This window comes from Streptomyces sp. BV286 (assembly GCF_019090165.1).
Lineage (GTDB): Bacteria > Actinomycetota > Actinomycetes > Streptomycetales > Streptomycetaceae > Streptomyces.
In genome coordinates, this window is record NZ_JAHRIB010000064.1 from 15750 (window position 1) to 27810 (window position 12061).

Sequence of the window (12061 nt, forward strand, 5' to 3'; positions counted from 1 at the left end):
CGGCCGAAACACCAGTGCTCCACCTCACACACCTGCGAAACGCAGACGACCCGCGTGCTCGGGTCCCCTCCGAGGAGGGAGCCGGCCGGACTTACCGGCGAGCACGCGGGTCGGGTGACTGCTTGAGATTGGGCCGGCTGCACGCTCGTCTCACGCGCTGGTCCGACACCGCACTGAACGTGGTGACGGGCCGCTAGCCCGCAGCCACCTCGCTGGTCCGGGTTTCAGACATGTACCCGATCACCTCCTTTCGGCGTGCGTCACACACTAGGAAGCGCGGTGACGACGCTCAAGTGATTTTCCGAGACGTCCGGGAAGGCGGTCGGGTGTGCGTACTGACGGGGAACGGGCGCCGGCGGTGCGGGCCGCGGAGAGACCTGGCCACCGGCCCGCGCGAGGACATGGCCGATGATCGATCCGGTGGGTGGAGCGACCGCGCACAACGATTTCCTCAATCTTGTGGGAACCAGATGTGGGCTGCGTCACGTTCGAGTTGAATGATTGCTAGTGAGTGATGCGTAGTGAGTGAACGGACGCGCGGGCACACCGCGCAGGACACGCCGACACGGCCTGCAGGGGGTGCCAGGTGAGTGCTTCGCGGCGTAGCGGGACCACGGACGAGCTCGGGCCGCACGAGCCTGAGCGGGACGGGGCCGATCTGCTCGCCGCTCTGCTCGACGGGATGGACGCGGCGCTGTGCGCGTTCGACGCCGACGGAGTGGTGACGCACTGGAACCGGGAGGCGGAGCGGATCCTCGGCTGGACCGCGGCCGAGGCGGTCGGACGGCACGGGTTCGCCGGCTGGGCCGTACGGACCGCGGACGCCGAGGAGGTCGAGGGCCGGCTCCTGTCCGCGATGCGGGCCCCCGGACGCCAGGTCAACGAGTTCGCGCTGCTCACCAAGGAGGGCGGCCGGGTGCTCGTACGGACCCAGTCGGCCGCCGTGCCGGGTCCCGACGGCAAGCCGGCCGGGGTGTACTGCGCCTTCAGCGAGGTGCACGCGCAGATCGATCTGGAGCGGTCGATCGCCCTGAGCGAGGCACTCTTCGACGACGCCTCCTGGGGTGTCGTGCTCGTCGACGCCGATCTGCGGCCCGCCGTGGTCAACGCGCACGCCGCGCGGGCGCTCGGTACGGGGCGGACGGCCGTCCTGGGGCGCCCGCTGGGTGAGCTGCTCGCCCAGGGCGTGGAGGAGCTGGAGAGCGCGCTGACGCACGTCCTGTCGGAGGGCGCGCCGCCGGCGCCCGCCGAGATGTGGGTGACCGTGCGGACCGCGGACGGCGAGCAGCGCCGCTGCTGGCGCAGCGGTTTCCTGCGGCTCGCCTCGCCGCTCACGGAAGAACCGGTTCCGCTCGGTGTGGGCTGGCTCTTCCAGGACGTGACGGAGAGCAAGCAGACCGAGCAGGAAGCGGCGCTGCTGCGGTTCAGGACCAATCAGCTGCACCGGGCCGCGCGGGCCGCCGCCGAGTGCGAGGACCCTGCGGAGGCGGCGTCCGTCCACCTCGATTTCGCGCTGGCCGGATTCGCGGACCACGCGTTGATCGACCGGGTGGCGGGAGGCTCCGTGCCGGACGGTGAGGGGCCGGTGCGGCTGGTCCGGGCCGCCGCCACGCCTTCCGGGGCGCCGGGGCCGAGTCTGCCCGCGGGCCGCGCCGGTCTGCCGGTCCGGTACAAGGAGGGGCATCCGGCGCTCCAGTGCGTCGAGCGGATCGGTTCCGTACGAGCCAGTGCGGCGGCGGCCGAGCCCGACCGCGTCCGGGAGTGGGCCGTCGCCCGTCAGTGGCCGGGGGACTCGGTGCACGCCCTGTGCGTGGTCCTGCGCAGCCGTGGCCGGACCCTGGGTGTCGTCACGTTCCTGCGCGGCGCGAGCCGTACGCAGTTCGAGAAGTTCGACGCGACCTACGCGGAGGACGTCGCCGTCCGGATCGCGGCGGCCCTGGACCTGGCGGCGGTGCTGGAGCGCCCGTGATCCTGGCTGCCCTCGGCGCCGGTTCCGGCCGCGTACCCGGTCCCGGCCGCGTCAGCGCTGCCAGTAGAAGATCCTGTCCGCGTACTCCTCGAACACCCGGTCGTTCCACTCCAGGCCGCCGTCCACATTTCCGGAGCGCAGCAGCGGGGGCTCGACCCTGCGGTCGGCGAGGGTGCCCGCCGCCGTGGCCATGACGGCCTGGAGGAGGGCCGACGTGACGACCGTGGAGGCGGAGGCGAAGGGAGCCGGGATGGTGTCGAGGGTGAGTTCCGCGTCGCCGATCGCGATCTTCGAGTCGAGGACGACGTCGCAGTGGTCCTTCAGGTAGGTGCCGGAGGTGTGCCGGGAGCGCGTCTCGGAGGCGTACGCGACCGACGTGACGCCGATGACCTTGAGGCCGCGGGCGCGGGCGCTCATCGCCATCTCGACGGGGAGGGCGTTGCGCCCGGAGAGGGAGATGACCACCAGGAGGTCGCCGGAGCGGGCCGGACTGGCGTCGAGGACGGCGGTCGCGAGGCCGTCGACCCGTTCCAGTGCGGAGCCCAGCGTCGCGGGCATGACGTCGACGCCGACCGCGCCGGGCACGGCGAGCAGGTTCATCAGCGCGAGGCTGCCCGCACGGTAGACGAGGTCCTGCGCGGCCAGCGACGAGTGTCCGGCGCCGAAGGCGAAGAGCCGCCCTCCGTCGGCGACGGTGTCGGCGATCATCGTGCCGGCGGCCTCGATGGTCCCGGCCTCCTCGTCCCGCACCCGCTGCAGCAGGCCGATCGCGGCGTCGAAGAACTGCCCGGCCAGCTTGCTGTCGCTCATCGGCGAAGCCCCTTCTCCCCGTCGTGTCGCGGATCACGTTGCGGTCTGGACCACTGCTGTGTCAATACGGTCCGCAGGGGCGACACTGGGTTCCGAGGGCGTCCTTGTCGCCCGGCCGGGTGCCGGGCCCGGCCGTTCGCGCAGGCACTCGTCACCACGTGGTTCCGACGGCGCGGCACGGTTGTCAGTGGGATGAGTCAGAATTGGTGCCAGGGCCAGCGCACACGCCGGTGAGCCACCCAGCCTCCGGCAGAGCTAATCGAGGGGCACGTATGTCCGGACTGATCGACACCACGGAGATGTATCTCCGCACCATCCTCGAGCTGGAGGAGGAAGGTGTGGTCCCCATGCGCGCCCGGATCGCCGAGCGGCTCGACCAGAGCGGACCGACCGTCAGCCAGACCGTGGCGCGCATGGAGCGCGACGGTCTCGTGGCGGTCGCCAGCGACCGGCACCTGGAGCTCACGGAGGAGGGCCGCCGGCTGGCCACGCGCGTGATGCGCAAGCACCGCCTCGCCGAGTGTCTGCTCGTCGACGTGATCGGTCTGGAGTGGGAGCAGGTGCACGCGGAGGCGTGCCGCTGGGAGCACGTGATGAGCGAGGCGGTCGAGCGGCGGGTGCTGGAGCTGCTGCGCCACCCGACCGAGTCGCCGTACGGGAACCCGATTCCGGGCCTGGAGGAGCTGGGCGAGAAGGACGGGGCGGATCCGTTCCTGGACGCGGGCATGGTCTCGCTGGCCGACCTGGACCCCGGGCTCGACGGCAAGACGGTCGTCGTCCGCCGCATCGGGGAGCCGATCCAGACGGACGCGCAGTTGATGTACACGCTGCGGCGGGCGGGCGTGCAGCCCGGGTCCGTGGTCAGTGTGACGGAGTCCGCGGGCGGGGTGCTGGTCGGCAGCGGCGGCGAGGCCGCGGAGCTGGAGTCGGACGTCGCGTCGCACGTCTTCGTCGCGAAGCGGTAGCGCGCCGCGTGGGAGCGGTCGCCCGGTCCCACGCGGGCCGTGGGGGCCGGTTGTGCCCTCGCGGCGAGGCCGCGTATGTACACGCGCCGCGGCTCTGTCGCGGGGCTCCCGTGGGCTCTGCTCGCGGAGAGACTCCGGCGTCAACTCCCGTAACGCAAAACCCAGTTGCCCCACCTCGGTGTTCCCTCGGAAACGAAGATTCAGTGCGCGGAATCGCAGCGGTGGGGCCGTTCGCATGCGAGGCTGTCGCGAGAGGCATATGACCTGAGGGCTCTTGACCGTGACGGCAGCGGCGCCGACGCGCGGTCGGGGAGGGGGCGCAAGGATGTGCCGCAGACATGAGGAGGGCCCCGGCGCCCTGAGGCGCCGGGGCCTGTCCTCCCCTGTGCTGACCCGGAGCCCCGAGCTCCCAGGGTCATCCCCTTCGGACCGTTTTCCCCGAGCGGTCCGCCCCCCGTTGAAGATCTCCCCTCGGCGGCGGCGGCCAACCCTTGAGCGATGTCACTCGAAGGAGGGGTGTTACCGCCAAGGACCCCATTCTCGAATGCGCATTCGATAGCGTGTGGGTGACGGAACGACCACGGATCGCGCAGTAACAAACAGCAGGAGTATCGGTACGACCAGCGGTACGAGTGGGCCGGCCGGCTCGTGCGGGACGACCCGGCCGTGCGGATCAAGGGGGGTGCCAACGTATGGTGCGGCGCATCGACGTGACCGGAGCGGGCGGGGTTCGCCTGGCCGCCTGGGAGTTCGCCGATCCTCCCAAGACCGATCCGGGCAGGGCCGGCCCGACCGCCCCGAAGGCGGGCGGGGCGAGGGCGGGCGGCATCGAGCGCAGCCCGGGCGTGCTGTTACTGCACGGGCTCATGGGCCGTGCCTCGCACTGGGCGCCCACCGCCCGCTGGCTCTCCGAGCGGCACCGGGCCGTCGCGCTCGACCAGCGGGGCCACGGACAGAGCGAGAAGCCCCCGGAGACGGAGTACACCCGCGGGGCGTACGTCGAGGACGCGGAGGCCGCCCTCGAAGAGCTGGGCCTCGCCCCGGCCGTCCTCATCGGCCACGCCATGGGCGCCCTGACGGCCTGGCAGCTCGCGGCCCGGCGTCCCGACCTCGTGTGCGGCCTGGTCATCTGCGACATGCGGGCCTCGGCGCTCGGGGCCGCCTCGCAGCGCGAGTGGGAGGAATGGTTCAAGTCCTGGCCGGTTCCGTTCGCCACGCTCGCGGACGTACGGAAGTGGTTCGGCGAGGACGACCCCTGGGTGGAGCGGCCGAACCCGTCGCGTGGTGAGTTCTACGCGGAGGTCATGGCCGAGTCCGAGGACGGCTGGCGTCCCGTCTTCGAGGCCGAGCAGATGCTCAAGTCCCGCGAGACCTGGGTGTACGACGCGCACTGGGAGGAGCTGACACAGGTTCAGTGCCCCGCCCTCGTCGTCCGCGGCCTCGACGGCGAGCTGGGCCGGGCCGAGTCCCAGGAGATGGTCCGCGTCCTGCCCAACGGCCAGTACGCGGAGGTGGCCGAGGCCGGTCATCTCGTCCACTACGACCAGCCGGACGCGTGGCGGGCGGCAGTGGAACCGTTCCTGGACGAGACGCTCCGCTAGGCCGCTTGGTCTGCTTGGTCTGCGCGGTCGGCTCGGTTGGCGCTGTCGAGCCGCGGGTGGTTCTCGACCGCGGCCCGGTGGGGGCTGGTCGCGCAGTTCCCCGCGCCCCTGCCGGGGCGCGGGGCCCCCTCAGCCCTTGCTGACCGCCGCGAGGATCTCCGGGAGGCGCTTTGCCGTTCGCGGGGCGGCGAGGCGCAGGCCCGCCAGGGTGATCAGCACGCCGTAACCGGTGCCGAGCGGCAGCAGCAGCCACGTCCAGTTCTCCCCGCCCGCCGAGACGTTCAGCCAGATGGCGAGGGCGATGACGGGCGCGCACAGCAGCGCGGCCGCGACCATGCCGCCGAAGATGGAGATCCAGGCCAGCCCCGCCTGCCCGGGAGCCACGTTCTTGTAGCCCTCCTGCGGGATCGAGTACGGGAAGCGGGCGGAGGACCAGGCCCCGGTCGCCAGCATCGCGCCGAGCAGCGCGAAGGAGAGACCGAGCACCTCGGGCAGGGCGGGCCACTCGCCGAGCAGCGCCGTCGTCAGGACCGTCACGAGCGCCGCGTACGGAAGCGTGATCACCAGGAGTGCCAGGGCCCGCCCGCGCAGCTCGACGTACGCGTCCCGGGGCGAGGAGATCGTCATCGCGACCATCCAGAACGCGGACGTGTCCTGCCCGAACTGGTTGTACATCTGGATGCCGAGCATTCCCGCCGCGAAGCACGCGAAGTAGATCGAGCCGGTGCCCTGCAACGCGTTGAACAGCGGCACGATCAGGCCGATCGCCAGGGACGTCACCCACGCGGCCTTCGTCTTCGGGTCCCGCCACACGTACCGCAGGCTGCGCTCCATGACCGTGCCCGTGCGCCCCGCGGGCAGCAGCCGGCCGAGCCCGGAGGAGCGCCCCGCCCGGTCCCGTACCGGCTCGGCGGCCTGCAGGGTCGAGCCGTCGGGCGAGGTCATCAGTTGGGTGAGACTGCGCTGCCAGTAGCCGAGCAGCGCCGTCAGCAGCGCGCCGCTCAGCGCGAGCTGGGCGACACCGACGGCGTACGAGCCCTCGCTGACGGAGTCCACCGCGCCGAGCGCGGACGCCGGAGGCAGCCACCGCAGGACGTCCGCCGCCGGATCCAGCGTGGACAGGCCCGACGAGCCGAGCTTCTGCGCCCCGAAGTTGACGACCTGAGCGCCCACGGCGATCACCAGACCGCTCAGCACGGCCAGGTCGCGCCCCTTGCGGCTGGTCAGCAGCCGGAGGTTGGCGGTCGCGACGGCCCGCGCGAGGGCCACGCAGACGAGGAGCGCCAGGGGGACGGCCACGACGCCGGTGACGTACGCCGCCACTCCGTGCGCCGTCGCGACGACCGAGCCGACGAGCATGCACAGCGTGAACAGCGGCCCTGTCCCGACCAGGGAGGCGACCAGCAGCGCCCGGACGAGGGGGCGCGGACGCAGGGGCAGCATCACCAGGCGCGTGGGGTCGAGGGTCTCGTCGCCGCCGGGGAAGAACAGCGGCATCACGGCCCAGCCGAGCGCCAGCACGGCCGTGAGCAGCACCGTCACGTTCATCGCGTGCGCGTTGCCGCGCAGGATGATCAGGCCGATCAGCTGGAGAGCGGCGAAGAGCAGGACGAGGACGAGCGACGCCACGTACGCCGCTCGCCGTCCGGCCGACTGCCGCAGGCCGTTGCGCAGCAGGGACACCTTCAGCCGCACGACGACGGAGGTGACGGAGGCGGCGGAAGCCGTGGAGACGGTGGAGGCCGCGGAGGTCGTGGACGGGGCGCCGGTGGTCATCGTGCCCCGCCGCCCAGCCAGTCGAGGTCGGACCCGGTGTCGCGGCCGTTCGCGCCGACGAGTTCGAGGAAGGCCTGCTGGAGGGAGGGTGCCTCGCCCCGTACCTCGGCGAGCGGGCCGTGGGCGCGGATGCGGCCCGCGACCATCACGGCGACCCAGTCGCAGAGCGACTCGACGAGCTCCATCACGTGGGAGGAGAAGACGACGGTCGCCCCGGACGCGGTGTAGCGCTCCAGCACTCCGCGGATGGTCTGCGCGGAGACCGGGTCGACGCCCTCGAACGGCTCGTCGAGGAACAGCACTTCGGGGTTGTGGAGCAGCGCGGCGGCCAGGCCGATCTTCTTGCGCATGCCTGTCGAGTAGTCGACGACCAGCTTGTGCTGGGCCCCAGCGAGGTCGAGCACGTCGAGCAGCTGCGTGGCCCGCTTGTCGACCTCCGTGCCGGGCAGCCCGCGCAGGCGGCCCGTGTACGCGAGCAGTTCACGCCCCGAGAGCCGCTCGAAGAGCCGCAGCCCCTCGGGCAGCACCCCGATGCGGGCCTTGACCTCGGTGGGGTCGCGCCACACGTCGTGCCCGACGACCTCCACGGTCCCCTGGTCGGGCCGCAGCAGCCCGGTCACCATCGACAGGGTGGTGGTCTTCCCGGCGCCGTTCGGCCCGACGAGACCGATGAACTGCCCCGCGGGCAGCTCCAGATCGATCCCGGCGACGGCCACCTGCTCCCCGAACCGCTTCCAGAGCCCCTGCACCCGCACGGCAACCGCGCCCACCCGCACTCCCTCGGTCATGCGAGGCACGATACGGGGGACGGGGCCCGTTCAGGGGTGCGGGGCCGCGCGATCAACCGCCGGACCCGCGGTCGAGGAACCGCGGTCGCCGGCCCGCAGCAGCCGGCCTGAGGCCGAGGACCCGCGGCCCTGGGAGTGGCCCCCTCGGCGGAGCGCCGTCGCGCTACCGGCGGGCGTCCCGCCCGCAGGCGTAGGCGAGGGGTGAGATCAGCTCTTCCGCGTCCGGCAGCCACCGGTTCGCGGGAGTCGGCCGGCAGGCCCACTGCACGGCACCCCGCGCCCCGAACCGGGTGGGCGGCGCGGCCACGTACGTGCCCTCCCCGAACACCTCCAGATCGAGGGAGGCGAGCGGCCACCCGAGCTTGCGCACGAGATCCGGCACCTTCGCGGCAGCACCCGGCAGCACGAAGAACTGCATCCGCCGGTCCGGAGTACAGGTGACGGGCCCGAGCGTCAGCTCCATCCGCCTCATCCGCGCGAGCGCCAGAAAACCCGAGGTCTCGGGGACGTCGATCGCGTCGAACGTGCGACCCGTCGGCAGGAGGATCGACGCCACGGGCTGCTTCGCCCACAGCCGCCGGGCGACGGTCGCACTGCCGGTGGCCAGGGTCGCCCAGTCCTCACGCGCCGGGTGCGCGCCGGGTACGGCGCACGAGGGCTCACCGCACGAGCAGCGCTGTACCCCGTCGACGGCTTCAAGCCACGTGCCGGGGAACACGTCCCAATGGCGCTCCTCGGCATAGCGCACGGCTGTGTCCTGCAGCGACTCGCCGCGCTGCTGGGGGATCTGGGCGGTCTCGGTGCCTGCGATCGTCTCTTCCACGCTGAACTCAACTCCCGCACCCACCAGGGGTTACGCCCACCCGTCCCCCGCCGCGGCCCATCTTGGGAAAGCCCTGCGGGCTCGCGGCCCTTTTCCCTGCTTTTCCTGCGCGCGCGGGGGAGGAGCACCGCATCCACACGTGGGGCGCATGGATGCATGTGTGGGGGCGCGCACGGGAGGCGGCAGCGGGTGGTGGGTAGCCATGTGAGGGGCGGGCAACAGCCTTTACCCCGGCAATCCTCGCATGTCTCGCATCTTCGGTATGTCCGCGGGGCATTGATCTTCGAGGCCGGATCTTCTCGCCGCTCTCACGGGCATGGAGGACCCCGGCCACTGAGGACTCGTCAACTCGGTGCGTGGGCAGGCACCGCAGCCACAGGGGGTACGCCATGGCCGCAAGGCCTCTCGTCGCGCGGCAGCCGAACGAACGACTGCAGGCGCTCATCCAGGAAGCGGGCTGTTCCAACGCCGGTCTGGCCCGCCGGGTCAACATGTGCGGCGCGGAGCACGGGCTCGATCTGCGGTACGACAAGACGTCCGTGGCGCGCTGGCTGCGCGGTCAGCAGCCGCGGGGCCGGGCGCCCGCGATCATCGCCGAGGCGCTCGGCCGCAAGCTGGGCCGGACCGTCACGATCGACGAGATCGGCATGGCGAACGGCAAGAACCTCGCCTCCGGTGTGGGCCTGCAGTTCTCGCCGACCGTTCTCGGGGCGATCGAGCAGGTCTGCGAGCTGTGGCGCAGCGACGTGGGGCGCCGGGACTTCCTGTCCGGCTCGTCCGTCGCGGCCTCCGCGCTCGTCGAGCCGAGCCGGGACTGGCTGATCTCCTCACCGGACGCGCAGGTGTCGCGCTCGGCCGGGCCGCGGGTCGGGCAGTCCGACGTGGCGGCCGTGAGCGCGATGACCCAGGCGCTGGTCGACCTCGACCACCAGTACGGCAGCGGACATGTGCGCCCGGTCGTCGTGCACTACCTGAACAGTGTCGTGTCGGGCCTGCTGGCGGGTTCGTACCGGGAAGCGGTCGGGCGTGAACTCTTCGCGGCGGTCGCGCGGTTGACGGAGCTCGCGGGCTACATGGCCGTCGACACCGGGCAGCCGGGGCTCGCGCAGCGGTACTACATCCAGGCGCTGCGGCTCGCGCAGGCGGCCGGCGACCGTGGATACGGCGGGTACGTGCTCGCCGCGTCCATGAGCCACCTGGCCGCGCAGCTCGGGAACCCGCGGGAGATCGCGCAGTTGGCGCGTGCGGCGCAGGAGGGGGCGCGCGGGCGGGTCACACCGCGCGCGGAGTCGATGTTCCACGCCGCGGAGGCCCGGGGCCACGCGTTGATGGGCGACGCGCGCTCCGCGCAGGCGGCGTCCGGGCGGGCCGTGTCGGCGCTGGAGCAGGCCGATCCGGAGGCCGGGGACGACCCGCGGTGGATCGCGCACTTCGACGAGGCTTACCTGGCCGACGAGTTGGCGCACTGCCACCGGGACCTCGGGCAGGCGGAGGCCGCCGCGCGGTGCGCGGAGGAGTCCCTCGCCGGGCACCCCGAGTCGCGCGCGAGGCGCCGCGCCATCGGGTACGTGCTGCTGGCGACCGCGCAGGTGCAGCAGCGCGAGGTCGAGCAGGCCTGCCACACGGGCCTGCGCGCGGTCGAACTGCTCGGCACACTGCGGTCCAACCGCGGCGCGGAGTACCTGGACGACCTCCAGCAGCGGCTGGATCCGTACCGGGACGAGCCCGTGGTGCGGGAGTTCGGGGCCCGCATGGACCTGCAGGCGGCGGCCTAGGGCCGCGCCTGTCGCGGCACCGGCTCCGACCCGGCGGCTGTCCGGGGAGTGAACGTTCGGGAAACGGGGCGTTCGTTGCGGAAGAGGGCGTGAAAAAGGAGGCATCGAGCGGCGTTCCGGGGGCGGTTTGTCACCGGCTGTCCCCGGCGGTGGGGGTCGCGTCCTGTGCTGCGTGGCACCGGCTCGTGAGGACCCGGTAGCGTGAACCGACGATTCCGAAGGTCCCCCATTCGTAGGAGTCCCGGTGACGCACAACGGACAGGGCGACGAGCCCTCGGCGCGACCTGCGCGCGAAGGCATCGTGCTGCCGTCCGACGGCGGCGAGCCTCTCCTGCCGGGCCAGACGGGCGACCGCACGACTCCGGCGGCAGGGCAGACCTGGGACCAGCCGTGGGGCCCCCAGCCCTCCTCGCAGGCTCCCCAGGAGCCCGGACAGGACTGGACGCCCGAGGGCGAACGGTATGGAGCGGATCAGGGCCGGGGCGCACAGGGTCCCGGCCGGCCCCCGGGGCAGGCGCAGGAACCACAGATATCGAGCTGGAGCGCCTCACCCGCGGGCCCGGGCACGCCCGGGCCGGGAGCGCAGGCTCCGGGGTGGGACGGCTCCGCGCAGAGCCAGGGCGGACAGGCGCCGGACTCCGGGCCGTCGGCCTCGGGCTGGGGTGCGCCCGGCGGACAGCCCTCGCCGTACGCCGAGCCCACGACCCGGTACGGCCCGCAGGACCCGGGCGCCCAGTGGGGCACCCCGCAGACACCCGGCGGCATGCCCCTCCCGCAGGAGAACGGACCCGGCAACGGATACGGCGCCACGCAGCCACCGGCCGCGTACGGCACCCCGCAGCCGCCCCCCGGCCACACCGCGCAGCCGCAGGGGCCCGCCGGTTCACAGGGCCAGGGTGGCGCCTACGGGTATCCGCAGGGGCCGGGCGGGCAGGCGCCCTCAGCGGGCCAGGGTGTGCCGCAGCAGCAGGGCGGCTACGGCTACCCGCAGGCCCCCGCAGCCGGGGCGGGTGGGCTGCCGCCCGCCGCTCCCCTGCACGAGGACGCGACCCAGTTCCTGCCGCCCGTCGCCGCGGCCGCGCCCATGGACGAGGGCGCCACGCAGTTCCTCCCGCCCGTGGGCCCGGGAGCGCTGCCGCCGGAGATGCCCGCCCCGGGCACGGCACCCGACCCGACGTCCGCCGAGTCGACGCGCTTCCTCGGCCGCGTACGGCAGGACGGCCCCGGGCCGCTGCCCGGCGCGAGCGGCGCCGGACCGCTGCCCCCGGCCGCGGACCCCGACGCCCAGCCCACGCAGTTCATCGCCCCGGTGCCCGCGGAGCCCTCCGGCGCGTACGGGGTGCGGCCGGGCGCACCGCAGGACCGGCAGCAGCAGCCGCCCGCCGAGTTCGACAACCTCTTCCGGGCGGACGCCGCAGGCTCCACCCAGCAGCTGCCCAGGTTCGAGCAGTCGCGGGCGAGACAGGCGGCCGCCTCACCCGCGTTCGGCTCCCCGGCCGGATTCGGGGTCCCGGGCGGTTCCGGCGTTCCGGCGGCCGGCCCCGAGGCTCCCGC

Annotated in this window: 8 protein-coding genes and 1 pseudogene; 5 read left to right on the top strand and 4 right to left on the bottom strand. The window is 73.2% G+C overall.

All coding sequences use genetic code 11. The features are described from left to right. Window positions 1-586 precede the first annotated feature (586 nt). The gene (locus tag KUF83_RS09765; RefSeq protein WP_217454211.1) at window positions 587-1969 is read left to right on the top strand and encodes a PAS domain-containing protein; all 1383 of its coding nucleotides are present in this window, start codon (window positions 587-589) and stop codon (window positions 1967-1969) included. A gap of 51 nt (window positions 1970-2020) precedes the next feature. Here KUF83_RS09765 and KUF83_RS09770 read toward each other — a convergent pair whose 3' ends face one another. Next, entirely contained in the window at window positions 2021-2779 is a 759-nt protein-coding gene (locus tag KUF83_RS09770) for an SIS domain-containing protein (RefSeq protein ID WP_217454212.1), read from the bottom strand. Window positions 2780-3051: 272 nt separating this feature from the next. Here KUF83_RS09770 and KUF83_RS09775 point away from each other — a divergent pair, with 272 nt between their 5' ends. Beyond that, window positions 3052-3744, top strand: coding sequence for a metal-dependent transcriptional regulator (locus tag KUF83_RS09775; protein WP_107015407.1), 693 nt, complete (start codon window positions 3052-3054; stop codon window positions 3742-3744). 692 nt (window positions 3745-4436) lie between these two features. Further along, window positions 4437-5345 (top strand): alpha/beta fold hydrolase, encoded by a 909-nt coding sequence (locus KUF83_RS09780; protein ID WP_217454213.1) that lies wholly within the window; start codon window positions 4437-4439, stop codon window positions 5343-5345. A gap of 129 nt (window positions 5346-5474) precedes the next feature. Here KUF83_RS09780 and KUF83_RS09785 read toward each other — a convergent pair whose 3' ends face one another. From KUF83_RS09785 to KUF83_RS09795, 3 genes are all read right to left on the bottom strand, one after another. Continuing rightward, window positions 5475-7121 carry a transporter gene (locus KUF83_RS09785; protein WP_217454214.1) on the bottom strand — a complete coding sequence of 549 codons (1647 nt, stop codon included), beginning with the start codon at window positions 7119-7121 and terminating at the stop codon, window positions 5475-5477. Beyond that, window positions 7118-7909, bottom strand: a complete 792-nt coding sequence (locus KUF83_RS09790) for an ABC transporter ATP-binding protein (RefSeq protein ID WP_217454215.1) — start codon at window positions 7907-7909, stop codon at window positions 7118-7120. Before KUF83_RS09790 ends, KUF83_RS09785 begins: the two co-directional genes overlap by 4 nt. A 163-nt stretch (window positions 7910-8072) precedes the next feature. Further along, a complete protein-coding gene (locus KUF83_RS09795; protein WP_217454216.1) occupies window positions 8073-8732 on the bottom strand; it encodes a bifunctional DNA primase/polymerase in 660 nt (219 codons plus the stop codon). Between the two features lie 389 nt (window positions 8733-9121). Here KUF83_RS09795 and KUF83_RS09800 point away from each other — a divergent pair, with 389 nt between their 5' ends. Together KUF83_RS09800 and KUF83_RS09805 are read left to right on the top strand one after the other, a co-directional pair. Continuing rightward, window positions 9122-10507, top strand: coding sequence for a transcriptional regulator (locus KUF83_RS09800; protein WP_217454217.1), 1386 nt, complete (start codon window positions 9122-9124; stop codon window positions 10505-10507). 244 nt (window positions 10508-10751) lie between these two features. Further along, window positions 10752-12061: pseudogene (locus tag KUF83_RS09805) on the top strand (hypothetical protein); the annotation flags it as partial.